The sequence below is a fragment of the Fuscovulum sp. genome (genome assembly GCA_035192965.1).
Classification (GTDB): domain Bacteria; phylum Pseudomonadota; class Alphaproteobacteria; order Rhodobacterales; family Rhodobacteraceae; genus Paragemmobacter.
This window is the reverse complement of record CP136571.1, coordinates 3,321,579-3,342,530: the sequence shown is the minus strand read 5'-3', so window position 1 is coordinate 3,342,530 and position 20,952 is coordinate 3,321,579. Positions and strand designations below refer to the sequence as shown.

General features: G+C 64.0%; 17 protein-coding genes and 1 riboswitch. Of the genes, 14 read left to right on the top strand and 3 right to left on the bottom strand.

From position 1 onward, the window contains the following. The first annotated feature begins 322 nt into the window (after positions 1–322). From ftsY to RSE12_16255, 4 genes are all read left to right on the top strand, one after another. Positions 323–1,441 carry a signal recognition particle-docking protein FtsY gene (gene ftsY, locus RSE12_16270; protein ID WRH61908.1) on the top strand — a complete coding sequence of 373 codons (1,119 nt, stop codon included), beginning with the start codon at positions 323–325 and terminating at the stop codon, positions 1,439–1,441. Between the two features lie 22 nt (positions 1,442–1,463). Beyond that, positions 1,464–2,366: a DMT family transporter gene (locus RSE12_16265; GenBank protein ID WRH61907.1), complete on the top strand. Its 903-nt coding sequence runs from the start codon at positions 1,464–1,466 to the stop codon at positions 2,364–2,366. Positions 2,367–2,390: 24 nt separating this feature from the next. Continuing rightward, positions 2,391–3,014 (top strand): inner membrane-spanning protein YciB, encoded by a 624-nt coding sequence (locus tag RSE12_16260; protein WRH61906.1) that lies wholly within the window; start codon positions 2,391–2,393, stop codon positions 3,012–3,014. A 123-nt stretch (positions 3,015–3,137) separates the two neighbouring features. Further along, positions 3,138–3,416 carry a hypothetical protein gene (locus RSE12_16255; protein WRH61905.1) on the top strand — a complete coding sequence of 93 codons (279 nt, stop codon included), beginning with the start codon at positions 3,138–3,140 and terminating at the stop codon, positions 3,414–3,416. A gap of 164 nt (positions 3,417–3,580) precedes the next feature. On the opposite strand, the gene RSE12_16250 is transcribed toward RSE12_16255, so the two are convergent. Next, positions 3,581–3,787 (bottom strand): cold-shock protein, encoded by a 207-nt coding sequence (locus tag RSE12_16250; protein ID WRH61904.1) that lies wholly within the window; start codon positions 3,785–3,787, stop codon positions 3,581–3,583. A gap of 272 nt (positions 3,788–4,059) precedes the next feature. After that, the gene (locus tag RSE12_16245; GenBank protein WRH61903.1) at positions 4,060–4,761 is read right to left on the bottom strand and encodes a glutathione S-transferase N-terminal domain-containing protein; all 702 of its coding nucleotides are present in this window, start codon (positions 4,759–4,761) and stop codon (positions 4,060–4,062) included. A gap of 144 nt (positions 4,762–4,905) precedes the next feature. Next, positions 4,906–4,983, top strand: a riboswitch (SAM riboswitch). Positions 4,984–5,032: 49 nt separating this feature from the next. Between RSE12_16245 and metZ the strand changes: the two genes are divergently transcribed. The 4 genes from metZ (at position 5,033) to RSE12_16225 (ending at position 10,638) form a co-directional block, all read left to right on the top strand. Next, entirely contained in the window at positions 5,033–6,211 is a 1,179-nt protein-coding gene (metZ, locus tag RSE12_16240; GenBank protein ID WRH61902.1) for an O-succinylhomoserine sulfhydrylase, read from the top strand. Between the two features lie 213 nt (positions 6,212–6,424). Further along, positions 6,425–7,516: a GTP cyclohydrolase FolE2 gene (gene folE2, locus RSE12_16235; protein WRH61901.1), complete on the top strand. Its 1,092-nt coding sequence runs from the start codon at positions 6,425–6,427 to the stop codon at positions 7,514–7,516. A 151-nt stretch (positions 7,517–7,667) separates the two neighbouring features. Beyond that, positions 7,668–9,116, top strand: coding sequence for a TrkH family potassium uptake protein (locus RSE12_16230; protein ID WRH61900.1), 1,449 nt, complete (start codon positions 7,668–7,670; stop codon positions 9,114–9,116). Positions 9,117–9,189: 73 nt separating this feature from the next. After that, positions 9,190–10,638, top strand: a complete 1,449-nt coding sequence (locus RSE12_16225) for a TrkH family potassium uptake protein (protein WRH61899.1) — start codon at positions 9,190–9,192, stop codon at positions 10,636–10,638. Here RSE12_16225 and RSE12_16220 read toward each other — a convergent pair whose 3' ends face one another. After that, on the bottom strand, positions 10,639–12,408 hold the full coding sequence (locus RSE12_16220) for a serine protease (GenBank protein ID WRH61898.1): 1,770 nt from the start codon (positions 12,406–12,408) through the stop codon (positions 10,639–10,641). Between the two features lie 245 nt (positions 12,409–12,653). Between RSE12_16220 and RSE12_16215 the strand changes: the two genes are divergently transcribed. The 6 genes from RSE12_16215 to RSE12_16190 all read left to right on the top strand — a co-directional run bounded on the left by RSE12_16215 (position 12,654) and on the right by RSE12_16190 (position 20,943). Then, positions 12,654–13,595: a glycine--tRNA ligase subunit alpha gene (locus tag RSE12_16215; GenBank protein ID WRH61897.1), complete on the top strand. Its 942-nt coding sequence runs from the start codon at positions 12,654–12,656 to the stop codon at positions 13,593–13,595. After that, entirely contained in the window at positions 13,592–14,065 is a 474-nt protein-coding gene (locus tag RSE12_16210; GenBank protein ID WRH61896.1) for a DUF6446 family protein, read from the top strand. The genes RSE12_16215 and RSE12_16210 overlap by 4 nt, the downstream gene beginning before the upstream one ends. Before the next feature lie 4 nt (positions 14,066–14,069). Further along, the gene (glyS, locus tag RSE12_16205) at positions 14,070–16,286 is read left to right on the top strand and encodes a glycine--tRNA ligase subunit beta (protein WRH61895.1); all 2,217 of its coding nucleotides are present in this window, start codon (positions 14,070–14,072) and stop codon (positions 16,284–16,286) included. Between the two features lie 168 nt (positions 16,287–16,454). Next, the gene (locus RSE12_16200) at positions 16,455–19,007 is read left to right on the top strand and encodes a putative PEP-binding protein (protein WRH61894.1); all 2,553 of its coding nucleotides are present in this window, start codon (positions 16,455–16,457) and stop codon (positions 19,005–19,007) included. Between the two features lie 209 nt (positions 19,008–19,216). Continuing rightward, positions 19,217–19,909 (top strand): cell wall hydrolase, encoded by a 693-nt coding sequence (locus RSE12_16195; protein ID WRH61893.1) that lies wholly within the window; start codon positions 19,217–19,219, stop codon positions 19,907–19,909. Positions 19,910–20,034: 125 nt separating this feature from the next. Then, on the top strand, positions 20,035–20,943 hold the full coding sequence (locus RSE12_16190) for a dihydroneopterin aldolase (protein ID WRH61892.1): 909 nt from the start codon (positions 20,035–20,037) through the stop codon (positions 20,941–20,943). Positions 20,944–20,952 lie beyond the last annotated feature (9 nt).

The window sequence follows — 20,952 nt, the reverse complement described above, 5'->3', positions numbered from 1 at the left end:
GAGGCAGGAGAGTGATCCGTTTTCTGAAGCTGTTGGCCTGCATGGACACTGTTGCATGGGTATTTGGGCCAAGGTGAAATGGCAGGGGGCGGGAGGGTGATGCGCGCGGTTTTGCCGGGCGCGGATAGCGGGGGGCGGTGCGGGGGCGGGTGGATGTCTTTTCGGGCGCGGGTGTTGGGGCGGGGGGGCCCTTGCCGGTGGTGTTGTGGGAGGAAAGGGCAGGGGCTTTGGGGTTTGGGGGACGCGTCGGCATCGGTCGGGCCTTCCGTTGCGGTGTGGAAGGGATTAGGTGACGGTAAGGCCATTGGCGGAAAGGGGCGGCATGTCCTTCTTCAAGAAACTGCGCGACAAGATGTTCCGGTCTTCGGACAAGATCGGGGAGGGGCTGGAGGCGCTGGTCGCCGAGGATGCGGCCCCGCCAGAGACCCCTGAGCCGGTGGCGGCCAAGCCGGCGGGGGCCCCTGCGGCGGGCCCCGTCGCGGCCCCTGTCCCTGCTCTGGCCGTCGCGCCGGAGCCGGCGGTTGAGCCGAAGGCCGAAGTGAAGGCTGAGCCGAAGCCGGGGTTGTTGGGGCGTCTTTTCGGCGGCGGGGCGGCGGTGGAAGAGCCGCGGCGGCTGGTTGATGATGCCATGCTGGAAAGTCTGGAAGAGGTGTTGATCCAGGCCGATATGGGCGTGGATACCGCGATGCGGGTGACGGCCAATATCGCCGAGGGGCGGTTCGGCAAGCGGGTTTCGACCCGCGAGTTGAAGGGCGCGCTGGCGGATGAAGTGACGCGGATCATGGAACCCGTGGCGCGGCCCCTGCCGATTTACCCCAAGCGGCCGCAGGTCGTGCTGGTGGTGGGTGTGAACGGGTCGGGCAAGACCACGACCATTGGCAAGCTGGCCAGCCAGTTCAAGGCGGCGGGTAAGACGGTGGTGATCGCGGCGGGCGACACGTTCCGCGCAGCGGCGGTGGAACAGTTGCAGATCTGGGGACAGCGGGCGGGTGTGCCTGTGCTGACTGCGCCGGAGGGATCGGACCCAGCCTCGCTGGCTTTTGATGCCTTGACCCGCGCGCAGGCGCAGGGGGCGGACCTGTTGTTGATCGACACGGCGGGGCGGTTGCAGAACCGGCAGGATCTGATGGAAGAACTGGCCAAGATCGTGCGGGTGATCCGAAAGGTGGATGCCACCGCGCCGCATAACACTCTGCTCGTTCTGGATGCGACGACGGGGCAGAACGCAATTTCTCAGGTGGAGATTTTCCGCAAGATTGCGGATGTGACCGGGCTGGTGATGACCAAGCTGGACGGCACCGCGAAGGGCGGCGTGCTGGTCGCGCTGGCCGACAAGTTCGGCCTGCCCATCCATGCCATCGGGGTGGGCGAGCAGATCGACGATCTGTCGCCTTTTGATCCGGAGGATTTCGCCAAGGCTCTGGTGGGGCTGGACGGCTGATGCAAGGCGCGCGTGAGACGGCGTGACGGAGTGGCTGCTTTCCATTGCGGGCACGCCTGCTGGCATGACGCTGGCGCTGTGCCTTGCGCTCATGTCGGCGCTTGCCCACGCGGTCTTTGGCGCGTTGCAGAAGGGGCAGCATGACCCCTGGGTCACGCGGGCGTCGATTGATGTATGGATCTTCCTGCTGATCGCGCCGGTGGCGTTGTTTGCGGTGCCTTGGCCGCAGGGGTTTGAGTGGCTGGTGTTGCTGGGGGCGTTGGGGATTCACTTTGCCTACAAGCTCACCATGGCGCTGGCCTATGAGCGGGCGGCCTATACGGTGGTTTATCCGGTGGTGCGGGGGACGGGGCCGCTGGTGACGCTTGCCTTTGCCGCGCTGTTTCTGGGCGAGCATTACCGTGTGTTGCAATGGGGGGGCGTGGCGCTGCTGTCGGGGGCGATCCTGATGCTGGCAGTGGTGAACCTGCGGGGGGTGCAGATCGGGCGGCGGGCGCTTTATGCCGGGCTGGGTTGGGCGTTGGCGGGGGGGCTGCTGGTCGCGGTCTATACAACCTATGACGCCTGGGGCATCCGGTTGACGCCGGACCCGTTCACCTTTCTGGCGTGGTTTTTCCTGATCACGGCGGTGGATTTCCCCACGTTGATGGCAGTGCGGCTGGCGCGGGGGCGGGCGGTGTTGCCGCCGTTGCGCCCGCTGGTGCTGCGCGGTGTGATCGGGGCGCTGGTGGCATTCGTCAGCTTTGGCGGCGTGATGCTGGCCACGCGGCTGGGCCGTGTGGGTGAGGTGGCGGCGCTGCGCGAGACATCGACAGTCTTTGCCGCCATGATTGGCTGGGCGGTGCTGGGCGAAAAGGTGGGCATGCTGCGGGGCGCGCTGATGGGGTTGATTGCGCTGGGGGCAGTTCTGGTGCAGATCGGGTAGGCCGAAGGAAGGATACGACACGACATGTCCGATGCGACACCTGAAAAGAAGGTTCATCCCGCGCTGAAGCTGGCGCTGGAACTGGGGCCGATTGCGCTGTTTTTCGCCGGTTACGTGAAGCTGAAGGATCAGGTCTTTACGATTGGTGGCGCGGAGTATGACGGGTTCATCGTGGTGACCGCGCTGTTCATTCCGCTGATGCTGATCACGACAGGGATCTTGTGGTGGCTGTCGGGCAAGCTGTCGAAGATGCAGGTGGCGACGGTGGTGCTGGTGGTGCTGTTCGGGGGGCTGTCGGTCTGGTTGAACGACGAGCGGTTCTTCAAGATGAAGCCCACGATGATCTATCTGCTGTTCGGGGGCATTCTGGGCTTTGGCCTGATGCGCGGGCAGAGCTATCTGCGGGTCGTGATGGAAGAGGCGCTGGCCTTGCAGCCTGAGGGGTGGATGATCCTGACCCGGCGGCTGTGCGCTTTCTTCTTTGGCCTGGCGGTGGTGAATGAGGCGGTGTGGCGGCTGATGTCGACCGAGGCTTGGGTGAATTTCAAAACATTCGGGCTGACGGCTGCGCTGTTCATCTTCTTCATGACGCAGGGCGGGTTGTTGAGCCGGTATGGGATTGAGAAGGACGAGGATAAGGCAGGCTGAAGCGGGCGGCAAAAACTCCGGAGAGGTGTTTCCCGGGGAACAGCGCGGGGCCGGGCGAGCGGGCAGATTGGGTGCATGAGGCCAACCCCGCGCCCAAGTGGCGCCGCATGAAGGATCCCCGCCATGACCGCCTTTCCCGTTCCTGCTGCCGTTTCTGCCACTGTTTTGTCCCCTCGCGTCCGGCCGGGTTTGGCCTTGGCAAGATTGCTGTCCCGATTGCGGGCAGTGCCGTCTTTGCACTGGGCCGCAGAGGCGGCGGCACGTCGTGAGGCGCGTGACTTGCAGTCCGAAATCCGCCGTCTGGAGGCGTTGTCGCCGCATCTTCTGAGCGATATCGGCGTGCGCCAGATTGCGCGTGACAGCTATGTCGTCGAGGAGGGCGGCTTTGACCATGCTATCTGACATGGTTCGCATCTGATTGCCGAGCGGGGGGCGGGGCTGGCATCCTTCTTTCGCTAGGGGGCGTCACGACCGAAGATTTGTAAAAGAAAGAAGCCCGCGCAGCGACTGCGCGGGCTTCGACTATTCTGGTCCGGTGGTCAGAGCCGCCGGGCCTGTGCCTTGGCTTATGCCAGAGCGAGGTTCATCGCGGATTCGCGACCGTTGCGGTCACGCTCCAGATCGAAGGTGACGGCCTGACCGTCAGCCAGCGAACGGATGCCGGCGCGCTCCAGCGCGGTGATGTGGACGAACACGTCCTTGGTGCCACCCTCGGGTGCAATGAAGCCGAAGCCTTTGGTGGCGTTGAACCATTTCACGGTGCCGTTGGCCATCGTGAGATCTCCTGTCGAAATACGCCACCCGCGGACTTGCGGTGGCCTGGCTCAGGGTCATCAAGTTCGCGTCTGACAGCCCGAGGGAAGACAGAAGGTCGAAAGATCGAATAAAGCCCTATGGCTATGCGCCCTTTCGGGCCATGTAGCAAGGAGATTCGGGCAGATGCGGGCTGCGCGCGGTGGCCATCGGCGGAAAAGGGCGGCCTTTGGGAGCCGCCCTTTCAAATTCGTTGGAACGAATTTGCAAATTTCTTCGAAGAAATTTGGACTTAGCGCTTGAAGAGGATTTCCTGCGCCTTGCGGTCGGTGGTGTTGTTGTTGCGCTGATCGGCCCCCACGGCGGCGCCTTTGACAAAGGCGGGGCGGGCGGCCAGTTCATCAAGCCAGCGTTTGAAGTTGGGTTTGTCGTCCAGCGTCTGTTGCTGGCCGGTCCAGCCCATGGCCCAGGGCCAGATCGCGAAATCTGCGATGGAGAGGAAATCGCCGGCGGCGTAGCGGGTTTTGGCAAGCTGCTTGTCCAGCACGCCGTAGAGGCGGCCCACCTCGCGGCGGTAGCGGTCCTTGGCGTAGGGCAGGTCTTGCGGCGGGTCCATCGCGGGGGCGTAGGTCAGGAAGTGGTGCGCCTGACCGGCCATCGGGCCGACGCCGCCCATCTGCCACATCAGCCATTGTTCGACGGCCGCTTGTTCGCGGGCGTTGGAGCCGCCGAACTGGCCCGTCTTGCGCACGAGGTATTGCAGGATGGCGCCGGATTCGAAGATCGAGATGGGCTGGCCATCCGGGCCTTCGGGATCGGTGATCGCAGGCATGCGGTTGTTGGGGGCGATGGCGAGGAATTCAGGTTTGAACTGATCGCCCGCGCCGATGTTGACGAGGTGGATAGTGTAGGGAAGGCCCATCTCTTCGAGCGCGATGGTGATCTTCTTGCCGTTGGGGGTGGGCCAGTAATGCAGGTCGATGGGGGCGGTCATGGCGGCTCCTGTTGCTTTGACCTGATGTTGAGGCTTTGGCGCGGGGGAACAAGATGCAAATGGGGCGCAAAATGCGCCATAGACCTGTGCGCGGATGCGAAGGCCCGTCAGGCGGGCGTTGACCTTTGCCGTCCGTGGGCGTATCGCCCTTGGCGTGGCGCTTTGTTACCGGATTGCGGGCCACGTTAAACAAGCCGCTAAAGAGGTGAGGGGTTTGGCCCCGGCACCTTTGGGTTTTGCCGGGGCTTTTTCTTGGCCGGAGGCCGTGACGATGACGGATTGGAAGACGCGCACGAAGCTGGTGCATGAGGGAACCCGCCGCAGCCAGTATGGCGAGATGGCGGAGGCGATCTTCCTGACGCAGGGCTTTGCCTATGACAGCGCCGAAAGCGCGGAGGCGCGGTTCGTGAAGGCGGGGGAGGACGAGTTCATCTATGCCCGGTACGGCAACCCCACAACGCGGATGTTCGAGGAACGGATCGCCGGGCTGGAGGGGACGGAGGATGCCTTTGCTACTGCGTCCGGCATGGCGGCGGTCAATGGGACGCTGGTGTCGATGCTGCGGGCGGGGGATCATGTCGTCAGTTCACGCGCGCTGTTCGGATCATGTCTTTACATCCTTGAGGAAGTGCTGACTCGCTATGGCGTGAAGGTGACTTTTGTCGACGGGGCCGATCTGGACCAGTGGCGCAAGGCCGTGGTGCCGGGGACGAAGGCGGTATTCTTTGAATCCATGTCGAACCCGACGCTGGAACTTGTTGATATTCGTGCCGTTTCCGAGATTGCCCATGCGGTTGGCGCGGTGGTGATCGTGGACAACGTGTTTGCCACGCCGATTTTTTCACGTGCGGTCGAACAGGGGGCGGATGTGGTGGTCTATAGCACCACCAAGCATATCGACGGGCAGGGGCGCGCGCTGGGCGGCGTGGTCTGTGGCACGAAAGAATGGATCCGCAAGGTTCTTGAGCCCTACATGAAGCACACCGGCGGGTCGATGAGCCCGTTCACGGCCTGGATGCATCTGAACGGCATGGCGACGCTGGATCTGCGCTGCCGGGCGATGGCGGAAAGCGCGCTGACCATCGCGCGGGCGCTGGAAGGTGATGCGCGGGTGTCGAAGGTGATCTTTCCGGGGCTGGAGAGCCATCCGCAGCATGGGCTGGCCATGGCGCAGATGGGATCGGGCGGCACGCTGGTGACGTTCGAGGTGGCGGGCGGCAAGGAAGCGGCGTTCCGCTTCATGAATGCGCTGGAGATTGCCAAGATTTCCAACAATCTGGGCGATGCCAAGACGATTGCCACCCATCCGGCCACCACCACCCATCAGCGCCTGCCGCAGGATCAGAAGGACAAGCTGGGCATCACGCCGGGGCTAATCCGGCTGTCGGTGGGGTTGGAAGATGCGGGTGATCTGATCGCCGATCTGCGCCAGGCTTTGGCGGCCGTCTGACTGCGCTGATTTGCGCCGCTTTGCGGGGTGATGTCGGAATCCGCTGAAAAGGGCGCGCGGAGTGTCATTCCCATGTGACGGGGGAATGCCTATATTGACGTTCTGTCGCACCCCAATCGGGTGCGGCGGAGTGATCCGGGTGCCACTGGCCCGCGTATACCTGCTGACATTGAAGGCTACCCTTGGGGTGGCCCGAACCGAAAGGCCCCTGCCATGAATATCCATACCCCCGAAATCGACCGTCAGCCCTCGCGTGAAGAAGCCGAAGCCGCGCTGGCCGTGCTGCGGCGCTGGGCCGGCAAGGCATCGGACAGCGAAATTGCACGGCTGGATTCCGCCGTGGGCTATCTGCTGCCCGGCGAGGGGTATCCGGCGCTGAGCCGTGCCTATCCTGAGGATTTCGCGGTGGATTCCGCCTATAAGGACAGCCTGCCCGATTTGCAGAACGGTCCGGCAAGCCTGATCCGTGGTGAAAAAGCCGTGATCCAGCATGTCGGGATTTCCAATTTCCGCCTGCCGATCCGTTACCGCACGCGCGACAATGGCGATCTGGCGCTGGAGACCAGCGTGACCGGCACGGTCAGCCTGGAGGCCGAAAAGAAGGGCATCAACATGAGCCGCATCATGCGGTCCTTCTATGGCCATGCGGAGCGGGATTTCAGCTTTGCGGTGATCGAGCATGCGCTGGAGGACTATAAGCGCGATCTGGAAAGCTTTGATGCGCGAATCCAGATGCGGTTTTCCTTCCCGGTGAAGGTTGGTTCGCTGCGGTCGGGCCTGTCTGGGTGGCAGTATTATGACATCGCGCTGGAACTGGTCGACGTGGCCGGGGTGCGCAAGAAGATCATGCATCTGGACTTTGTCTATTCGTCCACCTGCCCCTGTTCGCTGGAATTGAGCGAACATGCCCGGCGCACGCGCGGGCAGTTGGCGACGCCGCATTCGCAGCGGTCGGTGGCGCGCATCTCGGTTGAGGTGAAGGCGGGCAAGTGCCTGTGGTTCGAAGATCTGATCGATCTGGCGCGGGCGGCCGTGCCGACGGAAACGCAGGTGATGGTGAAGCGCGAGGATGAGCAGGCCTTTGCCGAGTTGAACGCGGCGAACCCGATCTTTGTGGAAGATGCGGCGCGCAGCTTCTGTCAGGCGCTGAAGGGCGATGCTCGGATCGGGGATTTCCGGATCGTGGCAAGCCATCAGGAAAGCCTGCACAGCCATGACGCGGTGAGCGTGCTGACCGAAGGGCCGACCTTCGCGCAGGAAAGCCTGGACCCGCGCCTGTTCCAGACGCTGTATCACGTCGGCTGAGGGCGACCTGAACACTGACAGCAAAGGCCCGGTTTGCGCCGGGCCTTTTGCCATTGGCGGGGCGCGGTGTCGCGGGTGGTTTGTCGGCGGGCTTGCCTCTTGTCCTGCGCGTGATAGACCGCGCTGCAGCGAAGTGTAGCCAAGGCATATCGTGGTTGATTTCCGGCCCATCGCCTATGTCTTCGGGCGCATCCTGATCGTGTTGGCGGTCCTGATGCTTGCGCCAGCCATTGTGGATTGGAGCGCGGGCGATCCGAATGCCAAGGCCATCCTGTTTTCCGCACTGATCACCGGAGGAGTTGGCGGGGCGATCGCGCTGGCCACGGCGAACCGCATGGGCGGGGCATTCGACATCAGGCAGGCCTATCTGTTGACGGCGGTGATCTGGTTCGGGGTGCCGGCTTTTGGGGCGCTGCCCTTTATGCTGGGTGTGCCGCAACTGCATTTTACCGAGGCCTATTTCGAGGCGGTGTCGGGGATCACCACCACGGGGGCCACGGTGATCTATGGGCTGGATGCGATGCCAGCGGGCATGAATCTGTGGCGCGGGCTGCTGAACGCGGCGGGGGGGCTGGGCATCGCCTTTGTGGCGATGATCTTTCTTCCCGTGATGCGGGTGGGGGGGATGCAGTTCTTTCGCACCGAAGGGTTTGACACATTCGGCAAGGCGCTGCCGCGTGCGACGGATATCGCGAAGCAGTTGCTGGGCGTCTATCTGGGGCTGATCGTGATTGCCGGGCTGACCTTTGCGGCGATCGGGATGAACGCGCTGGATGCGACGGTACATGCCATGGCCGCGATTGCGACGGGCGGGTTTTCACCGCGCGATACATCCTTTGGCAGCTATGCCGGGGCCGGCGAGTATTTCGGGGCGCTGTTCATGTTTCTGGGGAGCCTGCCCTATGTCCGCTATGTGCAGCTGGTGAATGGTGACAGCCGCCCGCTGTGGCTGGACAGCCAAGTGCGGGCCTATGTGAAGATGCTGGGTCTGGCGGTGGGCACGGTCACGCTGTGGCGGTGGTGGACATCGGACATGGAGTTCGAGGACGTCTTTCGCGAAAGCCTGTTCAATCTGACGTCCATCATGTCATCGACCGGGTTCTTTTCGGGGTCTTTCCCGGTCTGGGGCGGTTACATGCTGGTGGTGGCCTTTGTGATCGGGGTGATCGGGGCCTGTTCGGGATCAAGCGCGGCTGGGTTGACGGTGTTCCGGGCGCAGCTGATCTGGGCGGCGCTGATCCAGCAGATGCGGCGGATCATCCTGCCGGGGCGGGTATCGCCGGTGAAGTATGACGGGCGCACCGTTGAGCCGGATGTGATGGATGCACTGATCCTTTATGTCAGCGGCTTTGTGCTGACGCTGGGCGTGCTGACCGTGGCGATGACGTTGACGGGGGTGGATATCACATCATCGCTGTTCGCAGTTTGGACGGCGCTGGGCAATATCGGATACGGCTTTGGTCCGCTGGTGGAGCGGACAGGGACTTTCGTGGATTTCCCCGATGCGGCGAAATGGATCATGACGCTGGCGATGCTGCTGGGGCGGTTGGGGCTTTTGGCAATCTTTGTGCTGGTGTTGCCGCGGTTCTGGTTGCGATAGGCAGGCCCGGCGGCAGCCTATCGGACCCCCGATTGGTTGACACCGGGGATGGGGCATCCCACCTTGGCAGCCAATGCTGGATGTCAGACCGGTTGCCCATATCATTGGACTGGTGATCGTTGCGCTGGGCGCGGCGATGCTGTTCCCGATGGCGCTGGACTGGTCTGTGGGCGATCCCAACTGGCAGGCCTTTCTGAAATCGGCGTTGCTGTGCGTGGTTGCAGGCGGGGCGGTGGCGTTGGCCACGGCGAATGCTTTGTCGGGCGGGCTGAGCTTGCAGCAGATCTTTTTGCTGACGGTGTTTGCCTGGGTCGCGGCCTGTTTCTTTGGCGCGCTGCCGCTGGTGCTGGGTGCGCCGGGGCTGGGCTGGCTGGATGCGCTGTTTGAGGCGACATCGGGGCTGACCACGACAGGGGCCACGGTCATTGTGGGGCTGGACGATCTGCCGATGGGGGCGAACCTGTGGCGGGGGATGCTGCATTGGCTGGGCGGGCTGGGGATCGTGATCGTTGCCATGCTGTTTCTGCCCGTGATGAAGGTGGGCGGGATGCAATTTTTCCGGTCCGAGGGGTTTGACACGCTTGGCAAGGTGCTGCCGCGGGCTTTGGATATCTCATCCGCGCTGGTGCAGATCTATGTGGCGATCACGGTGGCCTGCGCGCTGAGCTATGCGGCGCTGGGGATGGGCGGGTTTGATGCGGTGGTGCATGCGCTGTCGACGGTATCGACGGGCGGGTTTTCGACATCGGATCAGTCCTTTGCCAAGTTTGCCGGGCCGCTGGAATATGTGGCGGTGGTGTTCATGCTGGCGGGCAGTCTGCCGTTCATCCGGTTCATTCAGGCATGGCAGGGGGAATGGGTTCCCTTGTGGAAGGACCGGCAGGTACGGGCCTATCTGCGCTGGAACGCTTATGCCATCGGCGCGATCGTGGCTTTTGAGGTGGTCACCGGGGATATGCCCTTTGAGACGCTGCTGCGCGAGACGGCCTTCAATGTGGTGTCGGTGTTTTCGGGGACGGGGTTCACGAGCGCGAACCTTGCGGCCTGGGGGGCGTTTCCCTTTGCCATTCTGTTCATCACCGGGCTGATCGGGGGCTGCACGTCATCAACCGGCTGTTCGGTGAAGGTGTTCCGCTATCTGATCCTGTTCGAGGCGGTGAAGCTGCAATTGCGCCGCCTGTTTGGGCCGAATGCGGTGAACACGTTGCGCTATGAGGGGCGGGCGGTGGATGACGACGTGCTGAACGCGGTGATTTCGTTCTTTACGTTGTTCATGCTGAGTTTTGGCCTGCTGGCGGTGGCGCTGGCGCTGACGGGGTTGGGGACGAAAACCGCAGTCACCGCCGCCTGGACCGCGATTGCCAATGTCGGCCCCGCTTTTGGACCAGAGGTGCATCCGACAGGGGCCTTGCTGGCCTTTCCGGATGCGGCCAAGTGGATCATGATCCTGGGCATGCTGCTGGGACGGCTGGAATTGATGGCCGTCTTTGTGATCCTGATGCCAAGGTTCTGGCGCGGGTGATCAATCCCAGCAGGACACAAGAACGGTCATCCGGCCCACTTCTTTGGCAAGATCTTCGGGCGGCAGGGCGCCCTGACGGGTGGCTTGGGTCAGGGTGATGCCTTGCGCCTGCAACGCGGCGGCGATGGCCGGGCCAGTGGTGGCAAAGGCCACGCCTTCGGGCAGCACGCGGGCAGGATCAAGCGAGGCGGGCAGCAGAAGGCCCAGCACCGCACCGGTGCTGTCTACCACGGGGCCACCGGCATCGCCGGGCAGAGCGGTAAGGGCGAGGCGTTTCAGCCCCTGTTCCCCGGCCAGCCCTTCGGCGGCCTGAAGCGTGCCGAAGGTGAGGACGGGGGCGGGCAGGGCATCGCCGTAGCTGTAGCCGGACACCGCGATTTCAGTGCCGATGCGATCCGGGGCAAGCTGGAATTCCGCTGTGGCGGGGGGGCTGACCGGGGTGGCGGGCGCCAGAAGCGCAATGCCCGTTGCCGGATCGGCCAGTGTCAGGCGGGCCTCTGTCACGCCATCCAGCGTGATGCGGGCGCATTGATCGACAGCATCGGTGGAGGTGAGGACATTGCCCGCCCCGTCGATGTAAAAGCCCGAGCGGGTGAGGCGGGGTTTGCGCACCTCAAGCCCCGAAAGAAGCCCGGCTTTGGTGGCCCCGTCCATCGGGACGATGCCCGGATCCAGCGCGCGGTCGCCGACGGGGCGGAAGCTGGCTTCGACGGCGGACAGGATCCGGTCGATGGGCAGCAGTTCGGCGTCGGGTTTCCAGGTCACGATCCAGCCCTTGATCAGCCCGCGCGACAGTTCGGCATAGGCGGCAGAGGTGACAGTGGCGCTGTCGCCGCGCAGGGTGAAGCTGCGCTCGCCCCGTTCGCGGGGGCCGGTGGTGGGCATGATTTCCAGCGTCTGGAGCGTGTCATAGAGCGCATAAAGCGCGGATTGATCGCCCGGCTGGCTGATCAGGGTGATGCGCAAGGCATCCGAGCCGTTCTTGGCGGTGAAATGCACGAAGGGCGGTTCGTAATGATCGAACTGCACCAATGCGGTGGGGATCGTCACCTCGATCCCGGCTTCGGGTTCGGTGATGGTGGCAAGGCCGAGGGCGGATTGTTCGGCAAGGTAGTTGGCGGTCAGCGTGTCGCGCTGGAAGGTGGTGAGGATGCCGGTGGGTTCATAACCCATCGCCTCTTGCCATTCCGTCATGGAGCCGCGCGTGCCGCGCCCGAAGGCCCCGTCGATGGTGCTGGTATAGAAGCCAAACCATTTCAGCGCGGTTTGCAGTTGTTCGCGTTCTGCCTGTGACAGCAGGGATTCGGATTGGCGGGCCTGTTCGGGGGTTTCATCGGGCACGACAGGCGCCGGGGCGAGTTCCTGAGCGAGGTCTTGCGCCAGTTCGGGGGCTTGTTCGGTTGCGGTGGTTGCCTCTGGCGTGGCGGGCGCTGTGTCTGTGGGCCAGAAGCTGCCTTCAAAGCTGCGGCCATCGGTGATGTAGCTGTCGCGCGGCACCAGATTTTCACGCAGAAGCCCGGCAAGGCGGGTTTCTGCATCGGCGCGGGTGAAGGGGCCAAGTGCGATTACGTGCCAGCCGGAGCCGATGCGGTAGCCCTGCACATCATCGAACATGGCCTGCCACGCGGCGGCGCGGTCCTGCGCATCGGCGAGGTTGGGTTTGGCTTCGATCTGGATCCAGACCTGATCCTGGGATTGCTGGGCTGCGGTGGGAGGGGCGGTCAAAAGGGACAGGCAAAGGGCAAGGCAGGCAAGAACCAGACGCAGCATTCGGCAATTCCATTTTCGTTTCAGCAAGCAGACTAGCAGAGCGTGCCGGGGATTCACATAGCTTGTAAAAATGCCGGGTATGAGAGTGGCCTGTACTGTGTGGGCCGCTTGGCCCCTGTCTTGTGCGCGCAGCCTTGGCGAGGTGCGCCGCACGACCCCGTGAAGGCCGCCGCAAGCCCCCCGCAAGGATTGACCCTCCTGCGCCCGTTGCCTATGGAGAGGGCGGTTTGCAAGAGGGCCCCGGCATGGCTGATACCGCGACGCTTCCCCGCAGTTTCCAGGAGATCATTCTGCGCCTGCAATCCTATTGGGGGGCCAAGGGCTGCGCGGTGTTGCAACCCTATGACATGGAAGTTGGGGCGGGCACGTTTCACCCGGCCACCACGCTGCGGGCGCTGGGATCAAAGCCATGGGCGGCGGCCTATGTGCAGCCGTCGCGCCGCCCCACCGACGGGCGCTATGGCGAGAACCCGAACCGGCTGCAGCATTACTATCAGTATCAGGTGATCATCAAACCATCGCCGCCGGATTTGCAGGAGCTGTATCTGGGCAGCCTGCGCGCGATCGGGCTGGACCCGATGCTGCATGACATCCGCTTTGTCGAGGATGACTGGGAAAGCCCAACGCTGGGCGCCTGGGGCCTGGGCTGGGAGGTGTGGTGTGACGGGATGGAGGTGAGCCAGTTCACCTATTTCCAGCAGGTCGGCGGGCATGATTGCCGCCCGGTTTCGGGCGAGCTGACCTATGGGTTGGAGCGGCTGGCGATGTATGTGCTGGGGATCGACCATGTGATGGAGATGCCCTTTAATGATCCGCAATCCCCCATCCCGTTGAAATACGGCGATATCTTCCGCCAGACCGAGGAAGAATACAGCCGCCACAACTTTGACGGCGCAACGACCGAGATGCTGTTTCAGCATTTCAAGGATGCTGAGGCGGAATGCGGGCGGCTTTTGGCCTTTGACGCGCTGGACCCAAAAAGCGGCAAGCGCATCGTGATGGCCCATCCCGCCTATGACCAATGCATCAAGGCCAGCCACCTGTTCAACCTGCTGGATGCGCGGGGCGTGATTTCGGTGACCGAGCGGCAGGCCTATATCGGGCGGGTGCGGGCGCTGGCCAAGGCCTGTGCCGATGCCTTTGTCACGACTGAGGCTGGTGGCGCATCGGGGGGGGCGGCGGCGTGAATGGCAAGATCATGGCGGGGGGGATCGTGTTAATCGGGGCAGTTGCGGGTGTGGCCATGTATTGGCTGCAGGTCTATGCCTTTTACGAAGAAGCGGCTTTCGTGCCGGGCGAAGAGATTCGCCTGACGCTGATCGAGGGGGGCCAGCCTGAGCCGATCATCGCCGAAGAGGTGACCGGGATCGACAGCGAGTCGTCCCCGATCCGGTTCCGCGCCTGCTTCCGCACGCCGATGACGCAGGCGATGTTGACGGAGACCTACAAGATCTATGAAGGCGCGGTGCCCAACATCGCGCCGGGCTGGTTCGACTGTTTCGACGCGCAGGCCATCGGGGCGGCGCTGGAGCGCGGCGAGGCCATTCCCTTCCTGTCGGAAGCCAATATTCACCCCGGCGTGGACCGCGTTGTTGCGGTTTTCCCCGATGGCCGGGCCTTTGCCTGGCACCAGTTGAACGCCTCGGCGAGCGAGTGATCCAATGCCTGATCTGTTGATCGAACTGTTCTCGGAAGAAATTCCTGCGCGGATGCAGGCCAAGGCGGCGGCCGATCTCAAGCGGCTGGTGACGGATGGGCTGGTTGAGGCGGGGCTGACCTATGCCAGCGCCGGGGCCTTTTCGACGCCGCGGCGGTTGGTGCTGTCGGTAGAGGAGCTGACGGCGGAAAGCCGCGCGGTGCGGGAAGAGCGCAAGGGGCCGCGCACGGACGCGCCGGCGGCGGCGCTGGAGGGGTTCTTGCGGTCAACCGGGCTGACGCTGGATCAGCTTGAGGTGCGCGACGACAAGAAGGCGCAGGTCTATTTCGCGGTGGTCGAAAAGCCCGGGCGCAGCGCCGATGCGATTGTGGCCGAGGTGCTGGAAAGCGCGATCCGCAATTTCCCATGGCCCAAATCCATGCGCTGGGGTTCGGGGTCGCTTCGCTGGGTGCGGCCTTTGCAATCCATCCTGTGCCTGCTGGTGGATGAGGCGGGGGCACGGGTGGTGCCGCTGGACGTGGACGGGATCACGGCAGGCAACACGACCGAAGGGCATCGTTTCATGGGGGCGGGGCGGTTTGCCGTGACCTCATTTGACGATTACCGAGTGAAGCTGGGCCGCGCCAAGGTGATGCTGGATGCGGCCGAGCGTGAGGCGCAGATCTGGCATGACGCCACCAACATGGCCTTTGCGGCCGGGCTTGAAGTGGTGGAGGATCGCGGTCTGCTGGCCGAGGTGGCGGGGCTGGTGGAATGGCCGTCGGTCCTGATGGGGCAGATCGGCGAGGAATTCATGGGCCTGCCGGCGGAGGTTCTGCAAACCTCGATGAAAGAGCATCAGAAGTTCTTTTCCGTAAAGAACCCCAAGACGGGGCGGATTGAGCGATTCATCACGGTGGCGAATATCGAGGCGGCGGATGGCGGGGCTGCGATCCTGCGCGGCAACCAAAAGGTGCTGCGCGCCCGCCTGTCGGATGCGCGGTTCTTCTGGGAAAATGACCTGCGGGTGGCCAAGGGCGGCATGGGCGAGTGGGCCGAGGGGCTGAAATCCGTGACCTTCCACAACAAACTGGGCTCACAGGCGGAGCGGATCGACCGGATCGCCGCCTTGGCGCGCGAGATTGCGCCCATGGTGGGGGCGGATGCCGCGCTGGCCGAGCAGGCGGCAAGGGTGGCCAAGCTGGACCTGCGGTCGGGTATGGTGGGCGAGTTCGCCGAATTGCAGGGCGTGATGGGCCGCTATTACGCGCTGGAGGCGGGGATGCCTGCAGCGGTGGCGGATGCCTGCCGGGATCACTATTCGCCGCTGGGTCCATCGGATGCGGTGCCGACGGAGCCTGTCTCGGTCGCCGTTGCGCTGGCCGACAAGATCGACACGTTGACCGGGTTCTGGGCGATTGATGAAAAGCCGACAGGGAGCAAGGACCCGTTTGCACTGCGTCGGGCGGCACTGGGGGTTATTCGGTTGGTGTTGGTGAATGGGGTGCGGGTGTCGTTGGACCGTCTCACCGATGTGCAGGTGTTGCGCCACCAGATCGGAGCCGACCCGCAGGAGGCAAAGCGTTTGGCTGCGATCCTTGACGGGGCTGTGGCAAACGGAATGTTCGGCAAAGTGACCCGCGCCTTGGTGGCAGAAGCTGAACCGACGGGCGCCGATTGGGTGTCGCGGGTGCGTGACCACGATCCTTCGATCAGCGACGATCTGCGTGACTTCGTCCATGATCGGCTGAAGGTCTTCTTGCGCGATCAGGGTATCCGGCATGACGTGATTGACGCCTGTCTTGGCATGGAAGGAAACTGCGATCTGACCCTGCTGGTCAAGCGCGCGCAGGCGTTGCAGTCCTTTCTGTCCTCCGACGATGGCACCAACCTGTTGCAGGGGTTCAAGCGGGCCAACAACATCCTGTCTCAGGCCGAGGCGAAGGATGGGGTGGAATACTCTTTCGGGGCCGATCCGAAATTCGCAGAAACGGATGCCGAACGCGCCTTGTTCAACGCGCTGGATGTGGCGGAACAGGCGATTGGCCCGGCAATGAAGGGCGAGGATTTCTCCGCCGCGATGGGGGCCATGGCCCAGTTGCGCGCGCCGATTGATGCGTTTTTCAACGCCGTGCAGATCAATGCCGAGAATGAGATTCTGCGCCGCAACCGGTTGAACCTGCTGCATCGCATCCGCGCGATTTGTTCGGGCGTGGCGGATTTGACAAAGGTCGACGGGTAATCCGGCCCCCCTCTGTCAACTCTTCTCTGTGAAAATATCCCACGGGGGTCCGGGGGTGTGAAACCCCCGGCGCCCTCCGTCAGTGTGACGTAGCCGTTACACCGAATGTCAGGCTTGATTGACACTGTTTTCGGCGTATCCTGCGGCTGCAAAGGAAAGGTCGCTGCAGTGCAGAAGATGGATATGCTTCCCGATTTCGCCGAGATCACGCCCACGGCGCGCATCCAGACGGCGGCGCATGGCTGGCGGGCAAAGTGCCTGCAACGGCTGGTGCGGCTGGATTTGCCGGTGCCGGAGACGGTGGCGCTGCCTGCGGGCACGGTCCGGGCGATTGCGGCGGGGCATCCGGTGGATGTAGAGGCGATTCTGGCGCATTTCGGCGCGGACGCGTTGATTTCCGTGCGGCCCAGCCCGGAGAACCCCGATTGGGGCGGGCCGGGAACGATTCTGAACATCGGCATGAACGCAGAACGGCATTTGGGGCTGGTGGAACGGCACGGGCAGGCGGCTGCGGATGCGCTGTACCTGCGGTTTGTGCAATCCTATGCTACCCATGTGGCGCGGCTGGACCCCGACATGTTCGATGCCGCCGCCCCGTCGGCCGAGGCGCTGCGCGATGCGCTGCGGGTCTATGAGCTGGAAATGGATGAGGAATTTCCGCAAGACCCTGCCCGCCAATTGGCCGAGGTGCTCCGCTCTATGGCGCGGGCCTGGGAGGGGACAACGGCGCGACTGTTGCGGCAGGCCAAGGGGGCGCCGGATGCGGCGGCGCTGGGCCTTGTGGTGCAGGAAATGGCGCAGGGCATCGGCAAGGGGGTTTCCGGGTCTGGGGTGATCCAGTTCGTCGATCCCGTGACGGGGCTGCCGCAGGTGACAGGGCGCTATCTGGGCCAGTCGCAGGGGCGGGATGCGTTGAAGCGGACAGAGGCGATCTATCTGACGCGCGATCCGCGCGGGCCGTCGCTGGAGGAGCTTGCGCCGGGGCTGTTTGGCGATCTGCTGCGGTTTGGCGCGGCCTGCCGGGTGAAGCTGCGCGAAGAGATGCAGATCGAATTCACCATCGAGGACGGGCATCTGTCGGTGCTGGATGCGGTGAAGGTGGCCCGTTCGGCGCGGGCGGGGTTGAAAATCGCCGTGGCGCTGGCCGAGGATGGCGTGATTTCCGAGGCCGAGGCGGTGCTGCGGGTGGAGCCGCGCGCGCTGCCGGAATTGCTGCACACGCAGGTGGATCCGCGCGGGCCGCGCGATGTGTTCGTGCGGGGGATCGCGGCCAGCCCGGGGGCGGCGACGGGACGGATCGTCTTTTCATCCGCCGCCGCGCAGGCGAGTGCGGCGCGGGGCGAGCCTTGCATTCTGGTGCGGCGCGAGACGGCGCCCGAGGATATTCGCGGGATGCATTCCGCCGTGGGGGTGCTGACGGAACGGGGCGGGATGACCAGCCACGCGGCGGTGATCGGGCGCGGGCTGGGCCTGCCTTGCATCGTCGGGGCGTCGGACCTGAAGCTCGATTCCAAGGACAAGAAGCTGGTGGCCCCTGATGGGCGGGTGTTCCGTGAGGGGGACATCATCACCGTCGATGGCGCCACGGGCGAGGCGCTGGTGGGTGCGGCGGATATGCTGGCCCCGGCGCTGGACGACAGTTTCCGCAAGCTCTTGGGTTGGGCGGATCAGTACCGCGATATTGGCATTCGGGCCAATGCCGATACGCCTGCAGATGCCGCCACGGCGCGGCAGTTCGAGGCGCAGGGAATCGGGCTGTGCCGGACGGAACACATGTTCTTTGAAGATGATCGTCTGGTGGTGATGCGCGAGATGATCTTTGCCGACAGTTCCAAGGATCGTGCGGCGGCGCTGGCGCGGCTGTTGCCGATGCAGCGCGAGGATTTCGTGCAGCTGTTCGATATCATGCAGGGCCTGCCCGTCTGCATCCGCCTGTTCGACCCGCCCTTGCATGAGTTTTTGCCGCATAGCCGCGAGGGCCTGCGCGAATTGGCCGAGGCGTTGGACAAGCCGCTGTCAGAGGTGACGCGGCGGGCTGAGGCCTTGGCCGAGTTCAACCCGATGCTGGGGATGCGGGGCGTGCGGCTGGGCGTGGTGCTGCCCGAAATCTATGACATGCAGGCGCAGGCCATTTTCGAGGCGACGGTGGAGGTCGGGCGGCGGGGCGCGGCAGTCGTGCCGGAAATCATGATCCCGCTGGTATCGGCCCGGCGCGAGGTGGAGCTGGTGCAGACCCGGATCGAGGCTGTGGCGGCCAAGGTGCGTACCAAGGCGGGGGCGGATTTCGCCTATAAGCTGGGGGTCATGGTAGAAACGCCACGCGCCGCGTTGCGGGCGGGCGAGATTGCGCAGCACGCGGCCTTTTTGTCATTCGGCACGAATGACCTGACGCAGATGACGTATGGCCTGTCGCGCGATGATGCGGGGCGGTTCATGAACACCTATGTGCAGCAAGGCGTGTTTCCCGAAGACCCGTTCCATATTCTGGATGTGGACGGGGTGGGCGAGTTGCTGCTGATCGGCACGGAACGCGGGCGCAGGACGCGCGGTGATCTGGTCGTGTCCCTGTGCGGCGAGCATGGAGGGAACCCCGAATCCATCGGATTTTGCCGCAAGGCGGGATTCGATTACGTTTCCTGCTCCCCTTATCGTGTGCCGCTGGCCCGGTTGGCGGCGGCGCATCTTGCTTTGAAGGAGCAAATGCCGATTCCGAAAAAGTGACACAAGATCATGTGTTTGTCTGATCTTGTTGCGCTAGCGTGTTAAGAAATTTCGGCGGATATCCGCCGAAAAGGACCGAATTTCGGTTGCAATTCTGCCACATTGGTAGACTCGGGCCTGATGATTCGTCTACGCCCGCCCCTCGTTATCAATGGGGAAAGGTTTTTCCCCGCTGATGGCGGGTTGAAACAACCGGGATACACGAGACCATGCGCTTGCAGACAGGCTGGATTACGGGGGCGATTGCTGCCGTCATCCTGAATGGAGCGGCCTTCGCCGACGTGACGGTGAGCCAATCGAATGATCCGACAGCCGCCATGGGCGGCACCCTTGGCACTTTGCTGGGGACGGAAAGACAGGCGTTGAACGCCATTCCGGAGGGACGGCTGACGGAATTGGCCGTGGGTCCGAAGATCGAAACCCGCACGACCACCGGCAAGGCGCAGGGCAAACCCGCCGCGCCTTCGGTGATCCGCTATGATGATGCCTGGCTTGCGGCGCTGCCGGAACCCACGGGCGGTGCGCAGTGGGAATGCCTGAGCAAGGCGATCTATTTCGAAGCGCGCGGCGAAACCCTGCGCGGGCAGTTCGCGGTGGCAGAGGTGATTCTGAATCGCGTCGACAGCCAGGATTACCCGTCAACGATCTGCGGTGTGGTGCAGCAGCGTGGCGGCGGCGGATGCCAGTTCAGCTATGTCTGCGACGGCCGCGCCGACCGGATGCGCGACCCCGAAGCGATGTGGCGGGCAGAACGGATTGCGGCGGCGATGATGAACGGTGCGCCGCGCGCCCTGACGATGGGGGCCACGCATTTCCACACGCGCCAAGTGCGGCCCGGCTGGGCGCGGCGCTTTCCGCAGACGGCGGCCATCGGGGCGCATCTTTTTTACAAGCAGCCCTGAGACGGGGCCGGGAAGGCGACACGAGAGTCGCCTTGCTTGCGTCTTGTGACGGGTTCGGACATGGAAGTGTCGGGGGTGGGGGATAACCTGCCCCCGTATTCCTTTGTGCGCCGGGAGGCGAGACCATGACCACCGACACCCGCCTTGCCTTTGCCCATCCCGAAGAACGGGCCGTGGCATCGGCCAGCGCCGACCCGCGTGACCGGATCAGTCTGCGCGATCATGTGGTCGAGGTGGAGATCGGGGCATTTCAGCAGGAACGCGGCACGCGGCAGCGCATCCAGTTCAATGTGGTGGTCGAAGTGCGCCCGCAGCCGCAACCGCTGGACGACGATGTGGACAAGATCCTGAGCTATGACCGCATCACCGAAGCGATTGCAGCGGAGCTTGCGGCAGAGCGGCTGAACCTGCTGGAGACGCTGGCGGAACGGGTGGCAGAGCGGATTCTGGCCGAACCGCAGGCGATGCGCGCCTTTGTGCGGGTTGAAAAGCTGGACCGTGGCCCCGGCAAGCTGGGGGTAGAGATTGCCCGCAGCCGGGCAGAGGCCCCGTTGAAGGCCGTGGGCAGCGACGGGGTAGAGGCGGCGCTGCATCCGTTGGTGGTGTTTCTGGACAATGCCGCAATTCATGCAACCGATCTGGCCGCGCGGCTGGACGGGTTGGAGGCACGGGGCGTGCCTGTGATCCTGACTGTGGGCTTGCCCGATCTGCCGCGGGCCGAAACGGGACATAAGCCCACGCAGCGGCGGATTGACCTGCTGGCCATCGAGCAGAACGCCTGGACGCTGGCGGCGCGCGATCCACGCTGTGTGGTGGTGGCCACGCGGACGGAAATCGACTGGGCCATCAAGCACGGGCAGATGATCGTTTGGGCGCCATCCAAGCTGGTGCTGGACGCGGTGGACGGGCCGCAGAGCCGTGATCCGGTAGCGCTGGCGCTGTGGCTGGCCGAGATGATGGCGGCAAGCGGGTTCCTGCTTCACGGGGATGTTGCAGTCCCGGCAGGAAGCCGCGTGCCGGTGGAGCGGGCCTGAACCGCGCGG